Here is a 26,542-nt window from a genome sequence, read left to right on the forward strand (position 1 = left end):
CTCCTTGCGCTTCGTCTCGCTTGCGCATGAGCGCTACTACCTGGCGGTTGGCCATGCCAATCCACTGGTAGCCAGGGACGAGATCAGCATCGATGATCTGCGCACTCAGAAGATCATCGCCTTCAACCGGCAGAACCTGTCCTTTTCGGAACGATACTTCAATGAGAAGTTCGCCGAATACGACCTCACCGCCAACATTGCCTTCAGCTGCGATGACACCTATGCGCTGGTGTCGCTGGTCTCTGCCGGGCTAGGCATCGGCTTTGCGCCGGAGTGGACGCTTGATCTTCCCAATCGCGGCTTTGAACTGAAGAAGGTGAAGGGCATCGACTTCCGGATCGGGCTTGGCATTGCCTGGAACAAAGAAGACCCAACCGCTGGCCGTGATGACATCGTCGACATCGCACGGTCGCTGGCTCGGGCAGGGCGGTAGAGTGGGTCGTGGGACATCCCGCCTCGGTGTCCAGTGATCAGCAAGGATGGCGTCCGCGTCGTTGAGGCCTAGCGTTTGAGCCCAGTAACGTGCCTCGGATGGTTCAGGACGAAGATATAGTCAGCGCCCGCATCTGCCGACGTTCATGAGATAGGGCGGGATGTCGCATGGCCGTCATCGCAAAGGTGAGAGGCACAGCGGCTCATCACGTTCTGCGACTATTGCGCTAGCGGTACAATTAGGGAAGTACGTTGCCGTTAGTGCCTAAGCGAGCAGCACGACAGGCAGGTGGAACAGACCGTGGGTCAGCTCCATCAGTCCCATCATCTGGGTTCACTTTTCGCAGAGTCGCCGTTCGCCAGAATAGGGCTGATATGTACAGTCGGACGGGCGGAAAGAACGATAGCTACGGGAGCAGGCCCTGACGTTGCAGGACTGTGGCGTGGCCTGTGCACCGACAAGTGGGTTCGCCCCAGGCTCCGCCAGCGCTTCGCGCATGAAATCCCGCCATATATGCGCCGGAAGATCGCCGCCCGTGACGCCCTTCATCGGCGTATCATCATCATTGCCAACCCATACGCCAGCAACAAGTGGGCCTGTGAAACCCACGAACCAAGCATCGCGATTATTTTGACTCGTGCCGGTCTTGCCGGCTGCGAAAGAGCCAGGGTCGGCATCGCGCCCCGTGCCCCGCTCGACGACCAACTGGAGGAGGCGAAGCAGATCAGGCTGATACTGCGCTAGATCAGTGGCTGGCGTGGCCGGTGGACCAACCCGAAACGACTTTTCGTGTCCCGACGCCTGAAAATCAACGATGCCCCAAGGTTCAACGGGTGCTTTGCCGAGGTGCACGGATGCATAGGCACTCGTGAGGTCAAGAAGGCTGATTTCCGATGTGCCGAGAGCCAGTGATGGCGTGTTGGCGAGCGGCGCGCTAATTCCGAGTTCTCGTGCTGCTGCAATCACATTGTCGAGCCCAACCTCCTGAGCGAGCGCCACCGCGGGCGCGTTGAGCGACCGCGCGAATGCCTCGGCGAGTGTGACCCAGCCGCGGTAGCGGCCACTGGAATTCTCCGGCGACCATCCATTGACCTCGATCGGGGCATCCAGGATTTGGTCGGTTAGGCCCAAGCCGGCCTTGAGGGCTGCATAATAGACGAACAGTTTGAAAGTCGAGCCCGGTTGCCGCATCGCCGTGACCGCCCGGTTGAACTGGCTTTGCTTGTAGTCGCGACCCCCGACCATCGCAACGACGGCTCCGTCTGGCATCATCACAACCAATGCCGCTTGCGAGGCCCCCCTAGTTTTTCCTTCAGTGTCCAGAGCTCTTTTGACGACCCTTTCAGCGATCTGCTGCAAGTGTGGAACGAGCGTCGTGCGGACAGTGGTCGATCCCGGCGATGTTCCCGCGATTTCGCTCGCCTGGGGCGAGATCCAGTCGGCAAACCAGCTTCCGGCGCGCGGCGGAGGTGCCGTCGGATGCAACTGAGCAAAGCGCGCTCTAACGTTCTCTGCTACCGACGCTGCAATCTTTTTGTTGGCAACCATCATGTCGAGAACGACCGAGGTCCGTTGCCGGGCGCCTTCGAAATTGTCGATCGGATTCCACTGGCTCGGTGCTCGCAGCAATCCCGCAAGCATTGCCGATTCGGCCAAGTCGAGCGCACCAATGTCCTTGTTGAAATATATCCGCGCGGCCGCGGGCATCCCCGTTGCGCCGGCCCCAAGATAGGCGGTGTTCAGATAACGCGTGAGGATCTCTTTCTTACCCAGTTTCCACTCCAGCCAAATGGCGATCACGAACTCCTGGATCTTTCGCTTTATCGTTCGGTCGCTGTCGAGGTATTGCAGCTTGATTAGTTGCTGCGTGATCGTGCTGCCACCTTCTACAACCGAACCAGCAGCGAAATTTCGAACCAGCGCCCTTCCGATACCTCGGACATCGATACCGAAATGATCCATGAACCGCCGATCCTCGATCGACAGGACGGCATCGACCAGATGCGGTGGAAACGCTTCGTATTGCGCGTAGGGGCCTTGATAGGGCCCCTGTCTGACCAACGGCTCGCCATTTGAAGTTTCCAAAACCACGATGGGCTTCAGCGTCCCGGCGCGGATCTCGCTCCAGGGAACATCCTTCAGCGCCCACACCAACAGACTGCTTCCAAACAGCACGAAGGCAACAAAAATGGATGCGACCGTGATCTTCAGTCCGCTGGTGTGAAGCCATTCCTGCCGGCTGCGTCTGACCAGCTCCATGAAAAGACTGCGAACACCTGTGAAGGTTTTCGGAAGTGCAATCGCCAACCAGAGACGAATAGCAACCGGTCTGGCAGACGCTCGCTTCGAAGCCTTAAGTTTCGTCCACAGTTGGGAAGCTCCCGCCTTTGCCGTCACCTTGGTCGAGGTGAAGAATGCATCCAGATCGTGGCGGAGCGCACGGCAAAGATTGAAGACTGCCTGCCTGCTCTCGCTAAAAGTTCTGGGAGAGGGGGACTGATCGGTTTGAGTGAACGACCCGGATTCTTCTCGCTCGTGAGAATTGGGATCGTGTGCGAGGCTTGCCTCCGCTTTCGGTTCCTTGTCGGCGCCACTGGCACGCGCAATAGAGGATTTTGAAGGGCGTGGCATAGGTTACCGCTCAACGATTGGTTCATAAGATAGCGCGCCTTGGTCGAGTTGCAACGCGCGGGGCGGCCACTCTTACCTTCCTCTACATGAACCTGACGTTATTGGTTGCGCTGACGGCCTCAGTGCCGTTTTCGGAAAGCAAGCCTGACCAAGTGGGCGTGCAACGCTGATCGGGGCGACTTCCGCATTGGGCTCGGGGTTGCCTGGAACCGGGAGGATCCAACTGCCTCACGCGACGACATCGTTGATATCGCACGGTCGCTGGCCAGGCCCCGGAGAGGGGCTCTCAACCGGGTCGGTTGACCATTTAGCTCGCTCGCGAGCGCCCGCTGGCGAGAAGCCGATTGAACGCTAGACCGAATGCCGAACAGCACGGCTGATATACTATTGCAGTGGCTGCTTTCGGTGACAGTCAGGATATTGGCTGCACCCGGCTATCGGCCCCAAAGCTTTCATCCGTGGGGACATTCGACCGAACGATTGTTCGATCTGCGTACGCTGAAAAGCTGGCTGGAGATCCACACTGCGAGCGCAAACGCGCTGAAAGCTGCTCCCAAGATGGTAATCCCCGACCAGCCGTACCGCGCGTAGGTTGCCGTTGCGGCGATCGCACCCAGAGCGCTGCCAATCGAATAAAAGATCATGTAGCCTCCAATTAGGCGGCCACTCTTGTGCGGATGCACGCCCACCACGACGCTGAGGTTGGTCACGTGTACGGCTTGGACTGCCAAGTCGAGCGCGAACACGCCAACTAACAACACTGAAATGGAGAGTGGAAGGAAAGCGATCAGACCCCAGGATGCCAGCAGGAGCGCAAGAGAAATTCCGGTCGTCCATCGACCGTAGCCTTTATCTGCAAGTCTTCCAGCGGATGTTGCTCCAATCGCACCTGCCAGTCCAACCAATCCGAACAGCCCAATCAAGGTATGGGAATAGGAAAATGGCGGAGCGCTGAGTGGAAGCACCAGCGAGGTCCAGAACGTGCTGAAGGATGCAAAGATCAGAAGCGCGAGAATGCCTCGAAAGAGGAGAATCGGCTCGCGCAGGAACGTGGATGGAACGGAGACGAGAGCGTTGAGATACGTTTCGGAATGCCGCTCTGCCGCTCGCCGTGGCAGCACCCGCACAAGGATACCGACCATCGCGACCATGAGCAGCGCAGATGTCAGATAAACCGTCCGCCATCCGCCGAAATCGGCAATCGTGCCGGCAACGGATCGAGCTGCGAGGATGCCGGTTACGACGCCGCTGGTGACCGTGCCTACCACGCCGCCGCGTTGAACCGGCGTCGCCAGGGCCGCGGCCTCGGCAACGAGTATCTGAACGAGAACAGCTAGCAATCCGACCGCGCTCATGGCAGCGAACAGTATCGTCTTGGCCCCGGCCGTCGCCACCACGATAAGAGCGATCGCCGAAAGCAGCCCTTGGATGATGGTGAGCTTTCGGCGGTCGGTGAGATCGCCGATCGGCACGATGAAGATCAAGCCCAGCCCGTATCCGACTTGCGTCAGCGTGACGACAAGACCGATGCTGGAGGACGAGATGCCGAGGTCATGCGCCATGAGATCGAGCAGGGGCTGAGCGTAATAGATATTGGCCACACTCATGCCTGCTGCCACCGCGATGATCAGCGTCTGTACTCTCGACAACCCATGTGCTGGAACCCTATTCGCGGCATCCGCTGTGTTCTCGCTCATCGTGGCTGCTCCTCGTGGTTTCAACTCGTTTGACGTTGAAACCACTTGGCTCAACTCAAAGCTAGTTCTAAGATAGAACCAGCTTGCGGATTGGAGATCGATAGCGATGGTGAAACGGGTTAGTCTTTGGAATGCCGGGTGCCCGGTCGCGCGTTCCCTTGATGCAATCGGCGACTGGTGGTCGCTTTTGATCATCCGCGACGCTTTCGACGGCAAGCGTCGTTTTGGCGAGTTCCAGAACGGGCTGGGCATAAGCAAAGGGGTGTTGTCGACCCGATTGCGCGACCTTGCGAAGCGAGGGATTTTCGAAACCGTGCCAGCCTCGGATGGAACCGCATACCGCGAATACGTCCTCACGGCAAAGGGACGCGGTCTGTTCCCCGTTATCGTTGCACTCCGACAATGGGGTGAAGATTACCTGTTCACTGACGGGGAGGATCGTTCCTCGCTTGTGGACCGAGAAAAACGCGCGCCAGTCGCTCGGCTTGAGGTCCGATCCGCCGATGGTCGCTCTCTTGTCTGGAGCGACACTCAGGTAACAGGCTGATGTCGCTCGGGAACGAGCTTGTGTATGACCGCTGCTTGCGGGTGCAGAGCGGTCTACTGTCAATGTCGCCTTTCGGCCGCCAACAGCGGTCATTCACGGCTAAGACTTAGATTCGAAATTTTGCGGCAGTGAGAACGGGGCCTGCTGGCACGGGATCCCCGGGGCGCGCATTGTCGATCGGGTGATCGTCGGCGGCTCCATTCTGCATATCGACGAGGACTACGCCATCTCGCAATCGTCGGCGGCGGACACGTCTCGGGGCAAGGATCGATGGCCCAGTCTGAAATGCTTGTCCGGGAACTTGAAACCGAGGACTACCTGGTCATCAGCACCCCGATGCACAATCTGACTATTCCGTCCTCCTTGAAGGCGTGGATTGATCATGTTGTGCGCCCACCGGACCTTCACGATCGGTGCCGGCGGAAAGGTCGGTATGCTCGAGGATCGTCCGGTATTCGTCGCCATTGCCTCCGGCGGCCGATTTTCCGGCGAGCAGGCGCGTCAGCCGGATTTCCTGACGCCCTATTTGACGACCATTCTGGCGACCTGGACTGCGCGACCTGACGTTCTTTTCCGTTCAGGGAACGGGTTCCGGGGCGGCTGGCGTCCAGGAAACAAGGGTGAAAACGGCCAATGCGATCAAGGCTCATTTTGCGTCGTTCCGTTCGGAAGGCGCTTCACCCGAGAGTTTCGGGCATCTTTCCTTCGCATGCGCTTAAGGCTAATTGGATCCGCGACAAACTGTCTACGGGCCGATACAGAACCATCAGAAGCTCGGTGGGCAGCGGGTGTCGAACGCCAAGGAGTGTTGATGTGACCATTCAAACGACTGCGGATTCTATCGGATACTTCCTGGGCAATCAGCGCCTTGCCGAGCAACTGGCTTTCATTCTGGAAGTCGAAAAGCTGAAGACAGTCTTGCGCAGAACCCCTCTGCTGGATCGCTCGCGCGTCGAGAACGACGCCGAGCACACATGGCAATTGGCGGTGATGGCGATGGTGCTGGCTGAGCATTCCGACGAACCTGTCGATATTCTGCGTGTGCTGAGGATGTTGCTCATCCATGATGTCGTGGAGATCGATGCCGGGGACACCTTTGCCTACGATAGCGTCGGTGCCGCCAATCAGGCCGAAAGGGAGCTGAAGGCTGCCGAGCGGATATTCGCATTGCTGCCCCAGGACCAGGCGGAAGAGTTCCGGGCGCTGTGGGACGAATTCGAGGCGAAGGTTTCTGCGGAATCACGGTTCGCAAACGCCATCGATCGCTTGCAGCCCTTGTTGCATAACTTCTTCACGGACGGCGGCACCTGGCCTGCCGCGGGTGTCACGACAATCGACGTGCATCGACGCATGCGGCCGATCGGTGTGGCCTCCGAGACCTTGGGAAGCCTCAGCACCAGACTCATAGAACTTGCTGTCGAGCGAGGCATCCTTGCGCCAGCGCCTGCGTCGAAAGCGGACGCGTGATGCTGTAAGGTGGGAGACATCGCTCAAAGGAGGTTCAGGACCCATCCCCACAAATGATGGACGTGGGGGAAATGGGGTATTAGCAGCGCGATCGAGCGGCTTTGCTGCCCAAAACAGACGTCACCAGCGATTGGGCGGGACGACCTGATTGCGCTATAAATAGCGACAAATGCTGCCCCAAACCGGGCGGTGAACCAATCTGCCCCGAAACGCTGCATACATTAGGGCACCAGGACATCATAATGAGACACGGAATCGCTAAATTTTCATTCCAGCAGGTTGATGTCTTTTCCTCCAAAGCTTTGCTGGGCAATCCGCTGGCGGTTGTCATTGGAGCAGATTCTTTAACCGCATCTGAGATGGCTGCTTTCGCGCGCTGGACGAACCTTAGCGAAACGACTTTCCTTCTACAGCCGAGGTCGGCAGATGCCGATTACCGCGTTCGCATCTTTACACCTGTTTCGGAGTTGCCCTTCGCAGGCCACCCCACTTTGGGGAGTTGCCACACATGGCTGTCGTCCGGTGGAAGGCCAAAGAGCGGCGAGATTGTCCAGGAGTGCGAGGCGGGGCTAGTCCACATTCGGCGCAACAATGGACGACTTTCTTTCGAAGCCCCCGAACTGCGCCGATCAGGCCCGGTGGAACTCGACACACTGGCGCTAGTCCTCAAAGGCTTACGGTTGACATCCGATGACATCGTCGATGCCAACTGGGTGGACAATGGCCCTGGTTGGCTCGCTGTCCAACTGCGATCCAGGGCTGACGTCCTCGCGCTTCGTCCGGATCTCCCCATCCTGTCTGGATTACGCGTCGGTGTCGTTGCCCCCTGGGATCCAACAAAGGATGGGCGGGAAGCGGATTTCGAGGTGCGTGCCTTTTCCGCGGCCGGTTTTGAAGACCCGGTAACCGGCAGCTTGAATGCAGGCATCGCTAAATGGTTGATTGGTAACGGCATCGCTCCTTCATCATACATTGCCAGCCAAGGTACCGTCCTTGGACGGGAAGGACGTGTTCATGTGGAGCTGGTCGAAGATCGGATTTGGGTCGGTGGCGCCGTTACAACTTGCATAGAGGGCGTCGCAGCCCTTTAAAGTGCTGGTTACAAGCTAGCTGGCCGCCATGATCGCATCGCTACCGATGATTTTCGCAAAGTCGGAATTGAGATGAGCTATTGTTACATCGAAAATCACGGGCGCGGATAGCTGCTCGCGCGGCATGTCAAAACCCATGACGGCGTCACGGACGACCATCATCGCGCACGCCTGCCGGGAGCAGGCCGTTCTCAGAGCGGTTGTCGAGACCGTCGAACGGGTGAATAAACTACTATGCCAGAGCGAGAGGCGGTTCCGGAGAAGGGTCTTGAGCGGATCGATGCACATGTGCAGCTGATGACGCCAATCCTTGGCACGTGTGCGGACTGAACCCCGGCCCAGCGGGATGACGCTCTGTCCTAGCCTCGCGCCAGTTTTCCTTGCGCATATTCACGCGTTGCCAGAGACCGTCGCCAATAACCCTGAGCGACGGCACCTCCTGGACGACATGTAGCTCGGCAGCGTTCTCCTGCGAGACCCGACGGTCGGTGGCGGAATTCTTCCGATAGGCGAGACAATTGAAGACGATCCGATACAGGCCTGAGAAGACATCGTGGGCGCCAGTGTTCGACTTAGACAACGCCGCCTGTAGACCAAGCCCCGTCTCGAATAACGAGCCGCTGACAGCGGCATCGTCGAAGGTATCGGGCCCAGCTCTGCCGCAGACAAATTCCTTTCCGAGGTCGAGCTGCGTTCCGGTGGAGGTGTAATAACCTCGCTGCTGCCGCCTCTCTCTTCCGCCTAATTTTTCTTCGTGCCTAATTTTCACGCTTGACAGCGGGATTGCGAGTGTCATTGTAAAGCGGTTTAGTAAATCGCTTTACAAGCTTAGCTATCTTGTCAGGGAGACATGATGTCCAGCAAGCGTGCTACAAGCCTGAAGGATGTCGCCGACGCCGCTGGCGTATCGGTAGCGACGGTATCACGGCTTCTGAACGGTTCGCTTCAACTTCCCCCTGAAACCAAAGAGCGTATCGACAAGGCAATCCGGGAACTTCGCTACGAGCCGAACCCGCATGCGCGCCGTCTGAGCCGCGGCCGTTCGGAGACAATCGGTCTTGTGGTGCCGGATATTGCCAATCCGTTCTTCGCAACGCTTGTTGCCGCGGTCGAGCAAGAGGCGGACAAGCGCGGTCTCGCCCTGTCTCTGCATGCGACGCTCAACCGCCCTGGCCGCGAGATCTCATATGTGACAGGGCTTGCGCGCAACCATGTGGATGGCCTCATCTTCGTTACCAACCATCCCGACGACGGCGAACTGGCGGCAGTGATCAACCAGGCTGGCAAGGTCGTCATCGTCGACGAAGACGTGCCGAATGCGATAGTGCCGAAACTCTTCGCCGATAACGAGGAGGGTGGCTATCTCGCGGGTCGGCATCTTGCAGACCATGGGCATAGGCACATCGTCTACATCGGCGGCCCACAGGAAATGATCAGCACGCGCCGCCGCTTCCTCGGCCTGGAACGCGCGTTTATGGAGCGTGGAGAGCCGTTCCAGGTGACACGCTACGAGGGCAGCTTCACGGTGGAATTCGGCCGGCAGGCGGCGCGCCGTTTTATCGATGAGGGCAAGCAGGCGACGGGCATCTTTGCCAGTTCGGACGAAATAGCGATCGGCTTGATCGAAGTGCTGCTTGCCGAGGGGGTCTCGGTTCCCGGCGAGGTTTCGGTAATCGGCTTCGACGACGTCGGACCGCTACATCTTTTTGCGCCGCCGCTGACCGCCATACGCCAGCCCGTCCGGGCGCTTGGCGAACGCGCCTTGGCGCTGCTTCTGGAAACAAACTGGCAGGAGCCCGAGACCTTGCGCTCCGAGGAACTGCTGCCGGTCGAAATCGTCGTGCGGAACTCCGTTGCACCGCCGTCGAAACAATAAAAAAGCAACGAAGATGAACCTAACCAGAGGAACAAGACATGACTATTCTGACACGCAGGACGTTTACGACTGCAATCGCGACCACGGTCTTTGCCGGCATCTCGTTCGGGAGTGCCTTCGCCGCTGAAAAGACCTTCGCGCTTGTGCAGATCAACCAGCAGGCGCTGTTCTTCAACCAGATGAACGAAGGCGCGCAAAAGGCGGCCGACGCGGCCGGCGCCAAGCTGGTGATCTTCAACGCCAACAACGACCCGGCCGCGCAAAACAGCGCCATCGAAACCTATATCCAGCAGAAGGTCGACGGCCTCGCGGTCGTTGCCATCGACGTTAATGGCATCATGCCGGCCGTGCAGCAGGCCGCCGCCGCGGGCATTCCCGTTGTCGCCATCGATGCGATTCTCCCGGAAGGCCCGCAAAAAGCGCAGATCGGCGTCGACAATGCCAAGGCCGGTGCCGACATGGGCAAGTTCTTCCTCGACTATGTGAAGAGTAACATGGGCGGCAAGGCGAAGTATGGCGTTGTCGGCGCGCTGAACTCCTTCATCCAGAATGTCCGCCAGGAAGGCTTCGAAAAGAGCGTCAAAAGTGTCGAAGGCGTCACCACCGCCGGCGTCGTCGATGGCCAGAACATCCAGGACAACGCGCTGGCCGCCGCTGAAAACCTCATCACCGGCAACCCCGACATGAACGCAGTTTACGCCACCGGCGAGCCAGCGCTGATGGGCGCCATCGCCGCTGTCGAAAGCCAGGGCAAGCAGTCTGATGTCAAGATCTTCGGCTGGGATCTGACCGCCCAGGCAATCGCCGGCATCGACGCGGGCTACGTCACCGCCGTGATCCAGCAGGATCCGTCCGCCATGGGTGCGGCGGCCGTCGATGCCCTGAAGAAGATCTCGGACGGCGGCAGCGTCGAGAAGACGATCTCGGTGCCGATCACTATCGTCACCAAGGAGAATGTCGAACCCTACCGGGCCGTTTTCAAATGATCTCGAACGGACAGCACCCAAACGCTGTCGCAGGATCCGGGGGCGGAGAAATCCTTCCCCGGCAGTCCGGCGAAGGCGGCAATCGCCAGCCCCGCATTTCCTTGAAGGGCATCCGCAAGAACTTCGGCTCGCATCAGGCGCTGCGCGGCGTCGATCTCGACATTTATCCCGGCGAATGCCTGGGATTGGTCGGCGATAACGCAGCCGGCAAGTCGACGCTGACCAAGGTGATCTCCGGTACCTATATCCCCGATGACGGCACGATCGCCGTCGACGGACAGGAGGTTCGCTTCAGCGGACCGGCCGACGCCCGCGGTCGGAATATTGAAATGGTGTTCCAGGACCTCAGCCTGTGCGACCATGTCGATGTGGTCGGCAATCTGTTTCTGGGCCGCGAACTGACCAAGGGACCGTTCCTCGACCGCCCGCGCATGCTGACCGAGGCCCGCGCCATGCTGGATGCACTCGAGATCCGCATCCCACGACTTGGTGCCAAGGTGGAGAAACTGTCGGGCGGTCAGCGGCAGGCGATCGCGATCGCGCGCGCCGCGTCCTTCAATCCGAAGGTGCTGATCATGGACGAGCCGACATCGGCTCTTGCCGTGGCGGAAGTCGAGGCGGTGCTCAACCTGATCAACCGCGTCAAGGCCAAAGGGGTGTCGGTCATCCTGATCACCCACCGTCTGCAGGATCTCTTCCGCGTCTGTGACCGTATCGCCGTCATGTACGAAGGCACCAAGGTCGCCGAACGCGATATCGCCAAGACCGACTTGCAGGATCTTGTGCAGCTCATCGTCGGAGGGCAGAAGCATTGAGCGCCTATACCGAACGCGCGGCCGGATCGCCGGTCGCGGACTTCCTTTCCGAACACGCGCAGGTGCTGTCGATCACCGTGTTCTTCCTCGCTTGCCTCGTCTTCTTCTCCGCCACCACGGATACGTTCCTGACGCTCGGCAATATCCTCAACGTCGTGCGCCAGGCGGCTCCCATCCTGGTTGTCGCGGTTGCGATGACGCTTGTCATCATCACCGGCGGCATCGACCTTTCCGTCGGTTCGCAGGTGGCCCTGGTCAATGCGGTGGCGGCAATCATCATGGCCATGGGGTATCCATGGCCGACTGTAGTGATCGGCATGATCGCCTTTGGCGCGCTGATGGGCATCGCCCAGGGCTGGTTCATTGCCTATCAGGGCATCCCGGCCTTCATCGTCACGCTCGCGGGCCTCTCCATTCTGCGAGGTTTCGCGCTGTGGCTGACGCAGGGATACTCGATCCCGATCAAGGATGCGCCCGGCTTCTTCTGGCTCGGCCGGGGCGAGTTCCTCGGGCTTCCGGTTCCGGCGCTGATAGCCGTGCTTGTAACCGTGATCGGCTACGTTGTGATCGCCTACACGAAATACGGCCGGCAGGTCGTCGCGGTCGGCTCCAATCTCGAGGCCGCACGCCGTGTCGGCATGCCGGCGAAATGGATCGTTGCCTCGGTCTACATGGTGTCAGGGATTGCCTGCGCATTGGCCGGACTTCTGATTGCTGCCCGTCTCGGCTCCGGCTCGTCCAACGCAGCCGTCGGTTTCGAACTGCAGGTCATCGCGGCCGTGGTGCTCGGCGGCACATCGCTGATGGGCGGACGCGGCAGCATTCTCGGCACGGTGCTCGGGACACTCACCATCGCCGTCATCGGCAACGGGCTGATCCTGATGCACATCTCGCCCTTCTTCACGCAGATCGTGACGGGCGCCATCATCCTCGTGGCAATCTGGCTCAACACCAAGATCTTTACCACTAACTTCCGCTTCGGCGGAAAGAAGAAGTGAGGTCGGCATGAGCGAACTTTCAGAAGCCCATGTGCGCTCGGGCAAGGTGATGACGGTAGCGGGGGCAATTCCTGCTTCCGCTCTCGGCATTACGCTGATGCACGAGCATATCCTCAACGATTGCCGCTGCTGGTGGCATGCACCGAAGACGCCGGAGCGCCAGTACCTCTCCGACATTTTCGTCTGCATAGAGATCCTGAGCGAGCTGCGCCAGGATCCCTTCGTCAACAAGCACAACATCACGCTGGATGATGAGCCGCTGGCCATCACCGAGCTCAAGGATTTCGCCGCACATGGGGGACACACCGTTGTCGAGCCGACCTGCCAGGGCATCGGTCGAGATCCCCGGGCACTGAAGCGGATATCGCAGGCTTCCGGGCTCAATATTATCATGGGCGCCGGCTACTATCTTGGCTCGTCGCATCCGGCAAAGGTCGCCGGCATGACGATCGACCAGATCGCCGACGAGATCGTTCAGGAAGCAACCGCCGGTGTCGATGGCACCGACATCAAGGTCGGATTGATCGGCGAGATCGGGGTGTCCTCGGATTTCACTGATCAGGAAGAGAAGTCACTGAGGGCGGCGGCGCGGGCGCAGGCGCGCACCGGTCTTCCGCTGATGGTGCATCTGCCCGGCTGGTTCCGGCTCGGCCACAAGGTGCTTGACATCGCGGCGGTGGAGGGAGCGGAGCTTCGCCACACCGTGCTCTGCCACATGAACCCGTCGCATGACGATCTTGCCTATCAGGGCGAGCTCGCCTCGCGCGGCGCCTTCCTGGAATACGACATGATCGGCATGGATTTCTTCTACGCCGACCAGCAGGTGCAGTGCCCTAGCGACGAGGAAGTGGCGCGCGCCATCGTCAAGCTGGTGGAGCAGGGGCATATCGATCGCATCCTCCTTTCCCACGACGTCTTCCTGAAGATGATGCTGACGCGCTACGGAGGCAATGGCTATGCCTACATTCTCAAGCACTTCTTGCCGCGGCTGAAGCGCCACGGGCTGACCGATCAACAGCTCGATACTCTCATGCGCGACAATCCGAGATCGGTCTTCGAGGCCAAGGCCTGATCACAGAACGTTTATAGAAATGGAAAAACCATGACAAAAAAAGTCCTCCTCGTCGGCGAGAGCTGGGTCAGCTCCGCCACCCATTACAAAGGCTTCGACCAGTTCGGAAGCGTCACCTTCCATCTCGGCGCCGAGCCGCTGGTAAAGGCGCTCGAAGGCAGTGAGTACGAGCTGACCTACATGCCGGCCCATGAGGCAGTTGAAAAATTCCCCTTCGATATGGCGGGGCTCGACGTCTATGACGTGATCATCCTGTCGGATATCGGCGCGAACTCGCTCCTGCTGCCGCCCGCTGTCTGGCTGCATTCGAAGACGGTGCCCAACAGATTGAAGCTCATCAAGGCCTGGGTGGAAAAGGGCGGCGGCCTGTTGATGGTCGGCGGCTATTTCTCCTTCCAAGGCATCGACGGCAAGGCGCGTTGGCGCCGCACGCCGGTCGAGGATGCGCTCCCCGTCACCTGCCTTCCCTATGACGACCGCGTAGAGATTCCGGAAGGCACGGGAGCTGTCATCACCAAGGCGGACCACCCGACGATTGCCGGCATGGGCGGTGAATGGCCGCTGCTGCTCGGCGTCAACGAGGTGGAAGTGCGCGACCGCGCCGACGTTGAAGTCGTCGCCCGCCTGCCGGATGATCAGGGCGGCCATCCGCTGCTCGTCACCGGAACGTTCGGAAAGGGGCGCAGCGCGGCCTGGACATCCGATATCGGCCCGCACTGGCTGTCGCCCGCCTTCTGTGAATGGGAAGGCTATGGCCGCCTGTGGAAGAATATTCTCGGCTGGTTGAGCGAGAAGCGCTGAGGCACCGATGGCCCCTGGCGCGGCCTCAGCGCGCCAGGATCGCCTGCAGTTCCTCGCTGGTCGGGAAGGCCGAGCGCGTGCCGCGACGGCTGACTGTCAGGGCGGAGGCGGATGCGGCATGGCCGATGGCGCGGGGGTCGAGCTCGACGCCGCGCAACGCAGCCGAAGCCAGTGCCACCGCCATGAAGGTGTCGCCGGCGCCTGTTGTGTCGATCGCCTTGGTGGAGACGGCCGGAATGGTGGCGATAGCGGCCCCACGGCTTGCCAGCAGGGCGCCGTCGCCGCCGAGCGTCAGAACGACGTGGCGCACGCCTGATTGCAGCAGCTTTTCGGTCGCTGCCGTGTCGGATGAACCGGTAAGGCTCTCCGCCTCGCCTCGGTTCAGGAATGCGATGTCGACGAGCGGCCAGAAGTCGCCGAAATAGGGCCTGAGGGGCGAGGGGTTGAAGGCGGTAACGAGGTCGCGGCGGCGGGCTTCCTGGAGCAGGCCAAGCGTGGTTGCCTTGCTGAGATTGCCCTGCAGGACCATGAGGTCGCCTGACACGGCGGTGTCGAGCGCAGCGATGGCCTCTCCCGGCGTCAGCGATCCGGCTGAATCGGTGGTGGTGACGATGGCGTTCTCGCCATCAGGCGTGGTGAAGATGATGGAGAAGTCGCTGGAACGGCCGGCAAGGGCGATCAGCTTGGCCTCGACCGGTTCTGGCGCCAGTTGATCGCGAATGGTCTGGGCGCGGAAATCTTCGCCCACGGCCGCAACGAGGGTGGTGGGGAGGCCTGTGCGGGCCATGACCACGGCCTGGTTCGCACCCTTGCCGCCAAGGTCGCGCGTTTCTTCGCGGCCAAGGATCGAAGCCCCGGCTTCCGGCATGGTCGACACGGATATGGTTTCGTCGACGGCGACGTTACCGATGACATGAGCACGAACATTGGCAGGCATGGCTGGCCTTCGAAAGGAAATGAAAATGCAGACGATTTCGGATAACAATTCAAGCGCCATAAGGGAAATATTCGGCACTGACAAGGCGCTGATCGGGATGATCCATTGCTCGCCCTTTCCCGGCGCCCCGCGCTACCGCGGCGCGACTGTCGATGCGATCTACGATGTCGCGATGCGCGATGCCGAGGCGCTGATCGAGGGCGGGCTGCATGGCCTGATCATCGAAAACCACGGCGACATTCCCTTCTCGAAGCCCGAGGATATCGGTCCCGAGACATCCGCCTTCATGTCCGTCGTCACCGACCGGATCAGACGGGCGGCCGGCATCCCGATGGGCATCAACGTGCTTGCAAACGCCCCAATCCCGGCCTTCGCCATCGCCATGGCCGGCGGCGCCAGGTTTATCCGTGTAAACCAGTGGGCCAACGCCTATGTCGCCAACGAGGGCTTTATGGAAGGTCGCGCGGCCGAAGCGATGCGCTACCGCTCGGCTCTGCGTGCCGAGCACATCAAGGTCTTCGCCGACAGCCATGTGAAGCATGGCGCGCACGCGATCACCGCCGACCGGACGATCGAAGAACTGACCCGCGATCTCGCCTTCTTCGACGCCGATGTGGTGATTGCCACCGGCCAGCGCACCGGCAATTCGGCGACCGTGGAGGAGATCGAGACGATCGGCGCCGCAACCCATCTGCCGTTGCTCGTCGGCTCTGGCGTTACGAAGGAAAATATCGTCGAGATCCTGAAGCGGACGAACGGCGTCATCGTCGCGTCCTCGCTCAAGGAAGGCGGCGTCTGGTGGAATCCTGTGGAGCTCTCCCGCGTCAAGGCCTTCGTCGAAGCCGCGCGTCCGGTTTTGGAAGGCTGATATGAGCGAAACACTGTCCGAGCAGATCCTGCGTGAAAATGCCGCCGTCTTCGATGCGATGGTAAACCATCGTTTCGTCAAGGACATCAAGGCAGGCAGGCTCTCGAAGGAAGTCTTCGAACGCTACCTCGTTTTCGAGGGCGCCTTCGTCGATACCGCCATCTCGATCTTTGCCTTTGCAGCCGCTAAGGCCGAGACGATCGCCCAGAAGCGCTGGCTGATCGGCGTTCTCGATGCGCTGGCCAACCAGCAGATCGCCTATTTCGAAAAGACCTTCGCCGAGCGCGGTATTGATCCCGCGGCCTACAACACCGCGATCCCCGAAGTGGCGGCGTTTCGCGACAACATGCTGGCGATCTCTCGGGATGGTGGCTACCTCGACACGGTGGCCGCCATGTTTGCCGCCGAGTGGATGTACTGGACCTGGTCGAAGGAGGCCACCCGTTACGAGATGAGCGATCTGCTGCTCAAGGAGTGGGTGGACCTGCACGCGCATGAGGACTTCGCGGCCCAGGCGCTGTGGCTGAAGGCAGAGCTCGATGACGCCGGCGAGGGCATGAGCCTGGAGGAACGTTCCCGCCTCAGCGGCATCTTCGGCCGCGCGCAGGCGCTGGAGATCGCCTTCCACGACGCTCCTTATCTCTGAGGTGAAACCATGCTCGATATAGACGGCGATCGTCTCAACGCCCGGCTCGAAACCTTCGCCGCCATCGGCGGCACGGCGAAGGGCGGCGTCAATCGCCAGGCGCTGACAGAAGGCGACCGCCGGGCGCGGCGGCTGCTGGCCGAGCTTGCCTGGGCGAGGGGATTCCTCGTCTTTCAGGACTCGGTGGCCAACCTCTTCATCCGACGAAAGGGCCGGGACGATACGCTCGCGCCGGTGATCATCGGTAGTCATCTCGACAGCCAGCCGGCTGGCGGCCGGTTCGACGGCGCGCTAGGGACGCTGTCCGCCTTCGAGGTGCTGGAGAGCCTGGAGGATGCGGGGATCGAGACGGCGCGTCCCGTCGTTGTGGTCTCCTGGACCAACGAGGAGGGGTGCCGCTTTGCGCCGGGATGCATGGGATCCATGGCCTTTTCGGCGGGTGAGATTCCGGCCGCCTGGCAGGGCAAGGTCGCCACCGATGGCGCAGGCTTTGCCGAGGAACTGGCGCTGACGATTGCGAGCCTGCCGGAGGCCGAGATGCTGCCGCTCGGATTTCCGGTTCGCGCCTATATCGAAGTCCATATCGAGCAGGGGCCCTCTCTCGAGGCGAACGACATTCCGATCGGCGTGGTAAAGGGTATCCAGGGCACGCGTTGGCTGGATGTGTCGGTTACGGGGCAGACGGCCCATGCCGGCACGACGGGACTGTCGTATCGCCGCGACCCACTGCGCGCGCTGACCGCCGCCCTGTCGGGCCTCTACGGGGCGGTGATGCCAGCCGATCCGGACGCGCGGTTTACGGTTGGGCGGATTTCAGCCGAGCCTGGCTCGGTCAATGCGATCCCCGACAAGGTCCACTGCACTATCGATATGCGTCATCCAGAGCCATCGCGGCTGGATGATATCGAACGGCTCGTGACATCGCGCATAGCGGAGGACGCGATGCGGCACGGATGCACGACCGAGATCGCCCGATCGTTCGATATGGCGCCCTGCGTCTTTTCCGAAGCATTGCAACGGGCAATCGAGCAGGCAGTAGCTGCGCGGGGGGTCAAAAGCACGGTAATGCTATCAGGGGCCTTTCACGATGCGCTGTTCGTTAATCGCGTTGCGCCGGCAGCGATGATCTTCGTTCCGTGCCGCGATGGGCTCAGTCACAACGAAGCCGAGTATGTCGAGCCTGCGCATGCCGTCATCGGCTGTGATGTGCTGGCACAGGCGACGCTTGCAATTGCCTGCGAGAGCGAAAATGGGCGCTCATGAGTCAACAGAACGACAGTCAGAAAGTCGCTTTTGCAGATTTAGAATCAAGAGGCACGATCGAAGCCATGTTGAGGTCCGCAGGAAAATTGAATTGGCACGGCATTGAAGATACCGCCGAAATCGACGAGTGGCTTCCCCTAGAAACCATTTCGCGGGGTCACGGGGCGACGCCTCAGCACGCGAACACACTCTTCCACCTTGGCGGCAGACGGGGCGTTCAGTTGCTTAGGCGTTGTGAAACCCGCTTTTTTCTGTTCGGTATTCCAGATTCGCTTGTGGCGCATTGCCGCCGCGATAAGAACCGCCGGTCTGGAACATGCGTTCGTTATAACCCTCGAAGTCCTTCGAGTAAGCGGCTTCGATTGTGCACAAAAATGTCATTTCGACCCCACCAGTAATCGAGGAACCACTCCGTGCAGCGGACGTTTATGATGCCAACAATGGAGGCTTTCATGGACACGGAGCACGTGAGACGGCGGGCGTTCGAGAAGTGGGTATCGGAGGGTCGTCCGGAAGGCCAGCAGGATCGACATTGGTATGAGGCTGACCGCTTCGTGGCCGAAGACGGCGACTTGCCCCAGACGTCTTCGCCTTCGCATCACAGTGCGACAACGATACCTGGAGACGATAAGACGAGTTCAGATGCCATTTCGTCAGAAGGCGTGCAGGGTTCGTTCGTTCAAGCCGGGTCAACTGGCCTCCGGAACAAGTAACTAGGAACAGCCTGTGCCAAAGAAGCTGGAACCTGATTTTCGAACGATGTCCGAAGCTGTACAGGCCTGGCATCGCCATTATGGCATTATCCCCAATGAGCAGTCGACAAGCGTGCTCTGCCTGGCCGCGATAGAACTATACAACGAGGGTTACCGGTCCTTGGACGAGATTGCCGCAATGCTGATATCCACTTATGTTGGCCAAGATGCCACCAGGGTAAACGCGCCGACGTCGGCTGCTGTTCACTGAGGCTGGTCGGTTCCATTCAGCGACGCCCGCCGGGATCCCGTCGTAGTCGACAACCAAAAACCGCGCCGCCCTAACATCAGCGCAGCAGCCTTCGCTCCAGAAACGCCTGCATGTCACGGCGTCCGTCCACGACGCAGTAGGCAACGACATCAGTGGCCAAGATACGATAGATCATGCGCCACGGCTTATGGTGCAGCTCCCGATATTCGGAGATTCCGATACCCGCCAACTCCTTCGGTACATTCCCGCGGGCGGGGAAATCTTCAAGTTCGGCGCAGGTGCTTTCGATTTCCGTCAGGATGCGCTCTGCCGCCTCGGCCCCATCGCGGCTAGCGATGAAGCGATAGAGATCCTCGATGTCGCGTTCCGTGTCCTCAGCAAAAAGAACACGATATGGCATCAGGATTGGCTGTCGGCGAGACGCTTGCGGATGCGCGAGAAGGCGTCCGCAACGGGGCGCACTTTCCCTTCTTCCACCTGCCGGTTGGTGAGCGCCAGTACCTTCAGGAGCGCCAGCGTCTCTTGTGTTTCTTCGTATTGGCCGACGTCCTGAAGAATGGCTTTCGCCTCTCCGTGAAGCGTAATGACGACCGGCTGCGGATTGTCCTTTAGCGTCCGGATGATCTCAGGCGCATGCGCCTTGAGATAACTGATTGGCTTGACCCGCTCTGAAAGCTTCATGCACATACTCCCTATTGACCAGAATATAGATCATTAAGTGGTCAATGGAAAGCAGCCTTTCAAATGCCAGCTGACGCATCCGCTGGGCGACGCCTGGAACTATTTCACCCACGACCAGGCGCGCTCGCGGGCCTATCGCTGGGCGAAGATAGCCTTGGCGGCATCTCGGACGACGGCCAGCGGCTCTGCTTTGCGCTCGCTCTCTGGAACGAGCGGATCCTGAAAGAGGGCTTGCTCGGGCTCACGAGGAGCGAGTCAAATCACGGCGAGGACGTCAAGGAATACTACTTCTACCTCGACTCCTACACATTCCTACATGAAGCACCTCTACAAGTACCCCACGCGACGTCTAGCAGGGCGGCGACGCGCGGCATGACGTTCTTGCCGGTCGACACCTAGCGGCGGCGATGATCGTGTCATAGGCAAAGCTGGAGAGAATGCGCCAGCGGTTCGATTCCCATCAAAAGTAACAAATGCTGAGGGAGTGCATCGGCTGAAATAGTGGGCGGGAAACCATGGATTCCGTACTTCCGAAGGGGGGCGCGCGTTCGGCCGAGGGCGACCGAAGGTCCACCTCGCGTCAGATCATGCGCCCGCCAGGCTCAAAGTCTGCATTCAAAAATCGGCGCATGGAAGCCGACCGACGCCCTTCGAAAGCAGTTCGACAACCTGTGAAAACGTTGCCAGTCCTCTGGGGCTTTGAAATTCTTCGCTTTGCGTTGCCCGCGAAAGCTCTCCGCTAAATGTCAACATGACCCCAGCATTTCCGCTACAATCGACATATGCCGCGAGCCAGAACACCGCGCATGCGCATCCACGGAAAATGAGGGGACCGAACTATGTCGAATGGTCCATCGGGCGCAAGGGCGCAAGCCGAGCCGGCGCAGCCGTCGCGATCCGTCCTTGTCGCGGAACAACGTCGCCTCGAGGAGGACAGAGAGGCAGGGGGGGCCTGGAAGAAATGGGGCCCCTACCTGAGCGAGAGGCAGTGGGGCACGGTACGCGAGGACTACAGCGAGTCGGGCGACGCCTGGAACTATTTCACCCACGACCAGGCGCGCTCTCGGGCCTATCGCTGGGGCGAAGATGGCCTCGGCGGCATCTCGGACGACGGCCAGCGGCTTTGCTTTGCGCTCGCGCTCTGGAACGAGCGCGATCCGATCCTGAAAGAGCGTTTGTTCGGGCTCACGAACAGCGAGTCAAATCACGGCGAGGACGTCAAGGAATACTACTTCTACCTCGACTCGACTCCTACGCACTCCTACATGAAGTACCTCTACAAGTACCCCCAGCGGGAGTTCCCCTATCGGGACCTCGTCGAGACCAGCCGGCACCGGTCGAGGGAGGAGTTCGAGTATGAGCTGCTCGATACCGCTGTCTTCGACGACGACCGCTACTTCGACGTTTTCCTCGAGTATGCCAAGGAAGACCCGGAGGACATGCTGATCCAGGTGACGGTGCATAACCGGGGGCCCGAGGCCGCGCGGCTCCACGTGCTGCCGACGCTCTGGTTCCGCAACACGTGGTCGTGGGGGAAAAATGGGGCCAAGCCGCTCCTGCGGGAAGCCTGTGGGACCCTCCACGCCTCGCACCCCGAGGTCGGCGACTACACGCTCGCGTGCGACGGACGTCCGGAATTTCTCTTCACCGAGAACGAGAGCAATGTTTCCCTCCTCTGGGGGCAGCCGAACCCGACGGCGTTCGTCAAGGACGCGTTCCACCGATACGTCGTTTCTGGTGACACCGGGGCCATTAACCCGGAAAAGACCGGCACGAAGGCCGCGGCGCGTTACATCCTCGACGTGCCGGCGGGCGGTGCCTCGATCGTCCGGTTGCGATTGTCGGCAAGGCTGCCGGCGAGGCCGTTCGCGAAGAGCTTCGATGCGACGGTGGCCGCCCGCAAGAAGGATGCCGACGAGTTCTACCAGCGGATTACCCCCGGGTCGCTGAACGAGGACGAGCGGCGGGTCCACCGCCAGGCGCTTGCGGGGATGCTCTGGTCGAAACAGTACTACTTCTACGACGTGGACACCTGGCTCAAGGAGCACGAGGCGCATCCTCTCGTCGGAACCTCCAGGCGGCGGATGCGCAACGCCGAGTGGTTCCACATGTTCAATGGCGATATCATCTCCATGCCCGACAAATGGGAATACCCGTGGTACGCTGCATGGGACCTCGCGTTCCACACGCTCGCGCTCGCGCTCGTCGATTTGGACTTCGCAAAAGCGCAACTCCTCCTCATGCTGCGAAGCCTGTATGTGCATCCGAATGGGCAGATCCCGGCCTACGAGTGGAACTTCAGCGATGTCAATCCGCCCGTGCATGCGTGGGCGACGCTTTTTCTCTACAGGACGGAGCAAGCCCTCGGGCAGGAGGATATCGACTTCCTGGAGCGCTCGTTCCAGGGTCTCATGCTCAACTTCAACTGGTGGGTGAACCGCAAGGACCCCGATGGCCGGAACGTTTTCGCCGGCGGGTTCCTCGGCCTCGACAACATCGGTGTCTTCGACCGCAGCGCGCCGCTTCCGACCGGCGGGTCGCTCGAACAGGCCGATGGCACCGCCTGGATGGCGTTTTACTGCCAGAGCATGATCGAGATCGCTCTCATACTCGCCGACCACGATCCCGTCTACGAGGAGGCGGCGTTCAAGTTCATTGAGCACTTCATGTGGATCGCCTACGCAATGGACCGCATCGGTGAGCACAATGACGAGATGTGGGATGAGACGGATGGATTCTTCTACGACGTGCTGCGGCTGCCGGACGGATCGGCGACCCGCCTCAAGGTCCGGTCGATGGTAGGGCTTATCCCGCTTTGCGCCTCCACAATCTTCGGCCCAGACGATTTCGAGCGATATCCAAAGCTTCGCGAACTCGTCAACCTTTTCAGGGAGCGACATCCCGACGTCGTGGCGCAGGTCGCTCCAACCGAGCACGGTTTTGTCGGCTATGCCGGGCGCCGCCTGCTCTCGCCGCTGTCCAGGAAACGCCTCGAGAGGGTGCTCGCCTATCTGCTCGACGAGAGGGAGTTCCTGAGCCCGTACGGTATCCGCTCTCTCTCCCGCTACCACCAGGACCACCCGTTCGTTCTTCATGTCGGGGGTGACGCCCACCGCGTCTCCTACCTGCCGGCCGAATCGGACACGGGGATGTTCGGCGGGAACTCGAACTGGCGGGGCCCCGTCTGGATGCCGGTCAACGCGCTAATCGTGCGTGGGCTCCTCAATCTCTACGGTTTCTACGGCGACGACTTCAAGGTCGAGTGTCCGACCGGCTCCGGTCGCCACATGACGCTCTTCGAGGTGGCTCAGGAGATAAAGCAGCGGCTCGCGAGCATTTTCCTGAGAGATGCGAACGGCCGTCGCCCGGTCTATGGAGGGACCGCGAAGTTTCAGGAGGACCCGCACTGGCGCGACCTCATCCTCTTCTACGAGTATTTCAACGGGGACAACGGGGCGGGCCTCGGGGCGAGTCACCAGACCGGTTGGACGGGCGTGATCGCGCGCCTGCTCGACCTCTTCGGCCGTACCGGCGCCGCCGACATTCTGGAGGAGAAGGAGAAAAGGCGGCTCGTGGACCGCCTCGTCCGGGAACGGGCGTATGGAGCTGCCTCGCGAGGCAGCGCATAGAAGAGCAGCCATTGCGGAGAGGGAACTGAGGTGAACACGGCATTCCATCCCTCGCTCTTTCAGATCAACACGCGCGTCTGGCTTACCGAGCTGTCCCAAGGGCTCGGCCGGCCGGCCACGCTTGATGACATTCCGGACACTGAGCTGGAGCGCCTTGCCGAGATGGGGTTCGACTGGATCTGGTTGCTAAGCGTCTGGCAGACCGGTCCAGCGGCACAAAGTGTATCTCGCACCAACCTGGACTGGCGCCACCAGTTTGAGGAGACATTGCCCGACCTGCGCGAGACAGACATCGCAGGATCGGGCTTCGCCATAGCCGATTACACGGTGCACTCCCGTCTGGGCGGCGATGCTGCGCTGGCGCGCCTGCGCGAACGGCTCAAGCAGCGTGGGCTGCGGCTGCTGCTCGACTTCGTGCCAAATCACATGGCGCCGGATCACCGGTGGGTCGAACAGCATCCCGACTATTTCGTCCACGGCAGCGACGCCGATTTCGCAAAGGCACCGCAGAACTACTGCCGCGTGCGAACGTCCAGAGGGCCGCTGGTGCTAGCCTACGGCCGCGACCCATATTTCGACGGCTGGCCCGACACGCTACAGCTCAACTACGGCAATCCGAACTTGCAGCGCGCGATGATCGGCGAGCTGTTGCGCATCGCCAAGCAGTGCGACGGGGTCCGCTGCGACATGGCGATGCTGGTGTTGCCGGAGATATTCGAACGGACGTGGCACATCCACGTCGAGCTGTTCTGGCCGCAAGCGACGCAACGCGTCCGCAAACAATTCCCGCGGTTTACCTTCATGGCCGAGGTGTACTGGGACATGGAATGGACGCTGCAGCAGCAGGGCTTTGACTACGCCTACGACAAGGGGCTTTACGATCGCTTGCGCGAGGGGCGCGCGCGGCCGGTGCGCGAGCATCTGTACGCGGGGCTCGACTACCAGCAGAAGCTTGCTCGGTTTTTGGAGAACCACGACGAGCCCCGGGTCGCTGCGACCTTCACGCCCGAGATGCACCAAGCCGCGGCGATTGTGACCTTCCTTTCGCCTGGGCTGCGGTTCTTCCATCAGGGTCAGTTCCAGGGGCGGAAAAAGCGCATCTCGCCACACTTGATCCGTGCGCCACTGGAGCCGGTGAGTGAGGCCTGCCAGCAGTTCTACGAAGACCTTCTGGCGGTGCTCCGGGAGCCGATCGTCCGCGATGGCCAGTGGCGTCTGCTCGATTGCGTTCCGGCCTGGGAGGGCAACTGGACGTCGGATTGCTTCATCTCCTGGTCCTGGGAGAAGAATGACGGCCAGCGGCAGATGATCGTCGTCAACTATGCTCCAAACCAGAGCCAGTGTTTTGTCCAGCTCCCGTTCTCCGACCTGGCCTGTCGAGCCGTGCGGCTCAAGGATCTGATGGGTCTCGCCAGCTATGACCGCGACGGGAGCGCCCTCGTCTCAAGGGGGCTCTATCTCGATCTGCCGCCGTGGGGCTACCACGTGTTTCAAATCACCGCGCTGCCCTGAGGCGACAGGCACGGGTGGCCACGGACAACATGCCAGCGACAGAGCCGCGCCATCAGTCCTTTTCGTCGAGAAGCTGTCTTCGTATCTGCATCAGTTCCTTCTTTCGCGCTTCACTGACCACAGGCATCTGCAGATCGATCCTCTCGAAGGCCCCGGAGATCACCTCCGAAATCGCCAGCCGGGCAAACCATTTGTTGTCGGCCGGAATGACGAACCAGGGAGCCCACTCCGTGCTGGTGTTTTCCAGCATATCCTCGAACGCCTTTTGGTAGTCGTCCCAGTGTTTTCGCTCTGCATAATCCGCCGGCGAAAACTTCCAATTCTTTTCTGGCTCGTCTATCCGCGCCAGGAAGCGATTCTTCTGCTCCTTCTTGGATACATTGAGAAAAAACTTCAAAACGATTGTGCCGTTTTGCCGAAGATATTTTTCAAAGTTGTTTATCTCCTTGAACCGGCGTTGCCAGATATCTCCTTTGCGAGCGCGCGGCGGAAGCTTTTGCTTTTCAAGCAACTCCGGATGAACCCTGACGACCAGAACATCCTCGTAGTAGGATCGGTTGAAAATGCCGATCATGCCGCGCCCTGGCAGCGCCTTTGATGCGCGCCAAAGATAGCCATAGTCTAGATCCTCCGCCGACGGCGCCTTAAAGCTTGTAACCTGGCAGCCCTGCGGATTGATCCCGGACATGACATGGCGGATCGCGCCATCCTTGCCCGCCGCGTCCATGGCCTGAAAAATGATCAACAGGGCGTAGTTATCCTGTGCATAGAGAACTTCCTGCATCGCAGACAGTCGATCGACGTTTGCCGCCACTTTTTCGAGCGCCCCGGCCTTGTCGTCATAGCCGCCGGTAAAATCCGGGTCGAAATCCTTAAGCGAAACCGCCTTTCCGGGCTCCACGGCAATGTCGCGGAAACGAAAGCGTACGCGGCCGCTGTCCCCCACAGGGATCTCACGCTTCTGGTCAAAATCCACATCCAGTTTCATCTTGTCCTCTGCCATGACATGCTCCCATTTTGGCAACCGAAGTCGACATCCTTGTATGTCAGCATTCACGCATTCGTGCAGCGGCGTGGACATTCTGCAATCTGTTGCGAGTGCCAGCCGGCGTTGCTCGGAGGAACCACCGGCTCTCGCTGTCGGCCCGAACTGCGCCTGATGGAGCCGGCTCGGTCGACGGCGACACGCCAAACACCGCATAGGCTAACAAGGGACAATCGTCGCCTAGAGCCCGTAAAATCCAGGTATCGCCGACGCTGCGGCATGGGCGATGCCGACCGGCACCAGCATGGTGGTCAGCACGATCCCTGCAACAAAATCATGGAACTGACGAAGAACTTGAAACCCCCGCAGCCAGCGCGCCAATTGGTTTTGGGTTGCGTCAGCCACTTACCTTTTTCACCCCCCATCATCGTTGTCGACCGCGCCTCTTCAGTTACATCTGGCAGGTTCACCTCCTCGTGATATACACGGGTATATCATATTTCGCCGGCCAACGCATTTGACCCACCGCTGTCCCGGATGCGGGCAAGGCGCCGCGCTCTTGCGCGTTTCTGCGTCCATGTTGATGTCTAGAGCACTTGCATCGGCGCCTCCGATTCCGCTTGTCTCCAAGGAGACGAAGTCCG

26 protein-coding genes and 2 pseudogenes are annotated in these 26,542 nt (G+C 60.3%); 20 read left to right on the forward strand and 8 right to left on the reverse strand.

Features of this window, described 5'->3' with window-relative positions; all coding sequences use genetic code 11:
- A partial coding sequence (locus C934_RS0121590; RefSeq protein WP_018858686.1) for a LysR substrate-binding domain-containing protein occupies positions 1-433 on the forward strand: 433 nt, incomplete at its 5' end.
- A gap of 333 nt (positions 434-766) precedes the next feature.
- Here C934_RS0121590 and C934_RS32300 read toward each other — a convergent pair.
- Positions 767-3,064: a PBP1A family penicillin-binding protein gene (locus tag C934_RS32300; RefSeq protein WP_026371982.1), complete on the reverse strand. Its 2,298-nt coding sequence runs from the start codon at positions 3,062-3,064 to the stop codon at positions 767-769.
- Positions 3,065-3,241: 177 nt separating this feature from the next.
- Between C934_RS32300 and C934_RS35230 the strand changes: the two are divergent.
- Positions 3,242-3,367, forward strand: a pseudogene (locus tag C934_RS35230) (LysR family transcriptional regulator); the annotation flags it as partial.
- Positions 3,368-3,516: 149 nt separating this feature from the next.
- Here C934_RS35230 and C934_RS0121600 read toward each other — a convergent pair.
- A complete protein-coding gene (locus tag C934_RS0121600) occupies positions 3,517-4,761 on the reverse strand; it encodes an MFS transporter (protein WP_018858688.1) in 1,245 nt (414 codons plus the stop codon).
- Positions 4,762-4,867: 106 nt separating this feature from the next.
- Here C934_RS0121600 and C934_RS0121605 point away from each other — a divergent pair, with 106 nt between their 5' ends.
- The 4 genes from C934_RS0121605 to C934_RS0121620 all read left to right on the forward strand — a co-directional run bounded on the left by C934_RS0121605 (position 4,868) and on the right by C934_RS0121620 (position 7,866).
- Positions 4,868-5,308, forward strand: a complete 441-nt coding sequence (locus tag C934_RS0121605; RefSeq protein ID WP_018858689.1) for a winged helix-turn-helix transcriptional regulator — start codon at positions 4,868-4,870, stop codon at positions 5,306-5,308.
- A 285-nt stretch (positions 5,309-5,593) separates the two neighbouring features.
- Positions 5,594-5,872 carry an NAD(P)H-dependent oxidoreductase gene (locus C934_RS35780; protein WP_245267991.1) on the forward strand — a complete coding sequence of 93 codons (279 nt, stop codon included), beginning with the start codon at positions 5,594-5,596 and terminating at the stop codon, positions 5,870-5,872.
- Between the two features lie 249 nt (positions 5,873-6,121).
- Complete coding sequence (locus C934_RS0121615; RefSeq protein ID WP_018858690.1) at positions 6,122-6,775, forward strand: HD domain-containing protein; 654 nt, start codon at positions 6,122-6,124, stop codon at positions 6,773-6,775.
- 242 nt (positions 6,776-7,017) lie between these two features.
- A complete protein-coding gene (locus tag C934_RS0121620; RefSeq protein WP_018858691.1) occupies positions 7,018-7,866 on the forward strand; it encodes a PhzF family phenazine biosynthesis protein in 849 nt (282 codons plus the stop codon).
- 15 nt (positions 7,867-7,881) lie between these two features.
- On the opposite strand, the gene C934_RS34770 is transcribed toward C934_RS0121620, so the two are convergent.
- Entirely contained in the window at positions 7,882-8,028 is a 147-nt protein-coding gene (locus C934_RS34770; protein ID WP_018858692.1) for a hypothetical protein, read from the reverse strand.
- Positions 8,029-8,719: 691 nt separating this feature from the next.
- Between C934_RS34770 and C934_RS0121635 the strand changes: the two genes are divergently transcribed.
- The 6 genes from C934_RS0121635 to C934_RS0121660 are packed head-to-tail and all read left to right on the forward strand — an operon-like array spanning position 8,720 to position 14,414.
- Positions 8,720-9,742 carry a LacI family DNA-binding transcriptional regulator gene (locus tag C934_RS0121635; protein ID WP_018858693.1) on the forward strand — a complete coding sequence of 341 codons (1,023 nt, stop codon included), beginning with the start codon at positions 8,720-8,722 and terminating at the stop codon, positions 9,740-9,742.
- Positions 9,743-9,780: 38 nt separating this feature from the next.
- On the forward strand, positions 9,781-10,728 hold the full coding sequence (locus C934_RS0121640) for an ABC transporter substrate-binding protein (RefSeq protein ID WP_018858694.1): 948 nt from the start codon (positions 9,781-9,783) through the stop codon (positions 10,726-10,728).
- A complete protein-coding gene (locus tag C934_RS0121645; protein ID WP_018858695.1) occupies positions 10,725-11,543 on the forward strand; it encodes an ATP-binding cassette domain-containing protein in 819 nt (272 codons plus the stop codon). Before C934_RS0121640 ends, C934_RS0121645 begins: the two co-directional genes overlap by 4 nt.
- Positions 11,540-12,541 carry an ABC transporter permease gene (locus C934_RS0121650; protein WP_018858696.1) on the forward strand — a complete coding sequence of 334 codons (1,002 nt, stop codon included), beginning with the start codon at positions 11,540-11,542 and terminating at the stop codon, positions 12,539-12,541. Before C934_RS0121645 ends, C934_RS0121650 begins: the two co-directional genes overlap by 4 nt.
- Before the next feature lie 7 nt (positions 12,542-12,548).
- The gene (locus C934_RS0121655; RefSeq protein WP_018858697.1) at positions 12,549-13,613 is read left to right on the forward strand and encodes a phosphotriesterase family protein; all 1,065 of its coding nucleotides are present in this window, start codon (positions 12,549-12,551) and stop codon (positions 13,611-13,613) included.
- Between the two features lie 30 nt (positions 13,614-13,643).
- On the forward strand, positions 13,644-14,414 hold the full coding sequence (locus C934_RS0121660; RefSeq protein WP_018858698.1) for a glutamine amidotransferase: 771 nt from the start codon (positions 13,644-13,646) through the stop codon (positions 14,412-14,414).
- 25 nt (positions 14,415-14,439) lie between these two features.
- Here the strand turns inward: C934_RS0121660 and C934_RS0121665 are convergent, their stop codons facing one another.
- Complete coding sequence (locus C934_RS0121665; protein ID WP_018858699.1) at positions 14,440-15,351, reverse strand: ribokinase; 912 nt, start codon at positions 15,349-15,351, stop codon at positions 14,440-14,442.
- 25 nt (positions 15,352-15,376) lie between these two features.
- On the opposite strand from C934_RS0121665, the gene C934_RS0121670 reads away from it, so the two are divergent.
- The 5 genes from C934_RS0121670 (at position 15,377) to C934_RS0121695 (ending at position 19,091) form a co-directional block, all read left to right on the forward strand.
- Positions 15,377-16,219, forward strand: coding sequence for a BtpA/SgcQ family protein (locus C934_RS0121670; RefSeq protein ID WP_018858700.1), 843 nt, complete (start codon positions 15,377-15,379; stop codon positions 16,217-16,219).
- A gap of 1 nt (position 16,220) precedes the next feature.
- Positions 16,221-16,865 (forward strand): TenA family protein, encoded by a 645-nt coding sequence (locus C934_RS0121675; RefSeq protein ID WP_018858701.1) that lies wholly within the window; start codon positions 16,221-16,223, stop codon positions 16,863-16,865.
- Positions 16,866-16,874: 9 nt separating this feature from the next.
- Positions 16,875-18,128, forward strand: a complete 1,254-nt coding sequence (locus C934_RS0121680; RefSeq protein ID WP_018858702.1) for a Zn-dependent hydrolase — start codon at positions 16,875-16,877, stop codon at positions 18,126-18,128.
- 452 nt (positions 18,129-18,580) lie between these two features.
- The gene (locus C934_RS36475) at positions 18,581-18,841 is read left to right on the forward strand and encodes a DUF2934 domain-containing protein (protein WP_037090184.1); all 261 of its coding nucleotides are present in this window, start codon (positions 18,581-18,583) and stop codon (positions 18,839-18,841) included.
- A 13-nt stretch (positions 18,842-18,854) separates the two neighbouring features.
- A complete protein-coding gene (locus C934_RS0121695) occupies positions 18,855-19,091 on the forward strand; it encodes a hypothetical protein (RefSeq protein WP_018858705.1) in 237 nt (78 codons plus the stop codon).
- Between the two features lie 76 nt (positions 19,092-19,167).
- Here the strand turns inward: C934_RS0121695 and C934_RS0121700 are convergent, their stop codons facing one another.
- Together C934_RS0121700 and C934_RS0121705 are read right to left on the reverse strand one after the other, a co-directional pair.
- Positions 19,168-19,491, reverse strand: coding sequence for a type II toxin-antitoxin system RelE/ParE family toxin (locus C934_RS0121700; RefSeq protein ID WP_018858706.1), 324 nt, complete (start codon positions 19,489-19,491; stop codon positions 19,168-19,170).
- A complete protein-coding gene (locus C934_RS0121705; RefSeq protein ID WP_018858707.1) occupies positions 19,491-19,772 on the reverse strand; it encodes a type II toxin-antitoxin system Phd/YefM family antitoxin in 282 nt (93 codons plus the stop codon). The genes C934_RS0121700 and C934_RS0121705 overlap by 1 nt, the downstream gene beginning before the upstream one ends.
- Positions 19,773-19,857: 85 nt before the next feature.
- Here C934_RS0121705 and C934_RS0121710 point away from each other — a divergent pair.
- From C934_RS0121710 to C934_RS0121720, 3 genes and pseudogenes are all read left to right on the forward strand, one after another.
- Positions 19,858-20,112, forward strand: a pseudogene (locus C934_RS0121710) (MGH1-like glycoside hydrolase domain-containing protein); the annotation flags it as partial.
- A gap of 499 nt (positions 20,113-20,611) precedes the next feature.
- Positions 20,612-23,401: an MGH1-like glycoside hydrolase domain-containing protein gene (locus C934_RS32310; RefSeq protein WP_018858708.1), complete on the forward strand. Its 2,790-nt coding sequence runs from the start codon at positions 20,612-20,614 to the stop codon at positions 23,399-23,401.
- A gap of 30 nt (positions 23,402-23,431) precedes the next feature.
- The gene (locus tag C934_RS0121720) at positions 23,432-24,913 is read left to right on the forward strand and encodes an alpha-amylase family glycosyl hydrolase (RefSeq protein ID WP_018858709.1); all 1,482 of its coding nucleotides are present in this window, start codon (positions 23,432-23,434) and stop codon (positions 24,911-24,913) included.
- A 52-nt stretch (positions 24,914-24,965) separates the two neighbouring features.
- Here C934_RS0121720 and C934_RS0121725 read toward each other — a convergent pair whose 3' ends face one another.
- Both C934_RS0121725 and C934_RS34775 read right to left on the reverse strand, forming a co-directional pair.
- Positions 24,966-25,916: a polyphosphate kinase 2 family protein gene (locus C934_RS0121725; protein WP_018858710.1), complete on the reverse strand. Its 951-nt coding sequence runs from the start codon at positions 25,914-25,916 to the stop codon at positions 24,966-24,968.
- 222 nt (positions 25,917-26,138) lie between these two features.
- Positions 26,139-26,303 (reverse strand): hypothetical protein, encoded by a 165-nt coding sequence (locus C934_RS34775; protein ID WP_018858711.1) that lies wholly within the window; start codon positions 26,301-26,303, stop codon positions 26,139-26,141.
- Between the last annotated feature and the right edge of the window lie 239 nt (positions 26,304-26,542).

It is taken from the genome of Rhizobium sp. 42MFCr.1 (genome assembly GCF_000377185.1).
GTDB lineage: Bacteria > Pseudomonadota > Alphaproteobacteria > Rhizobiales > Rhizobiaceae > Rhizobium > Rhizobium altiplani.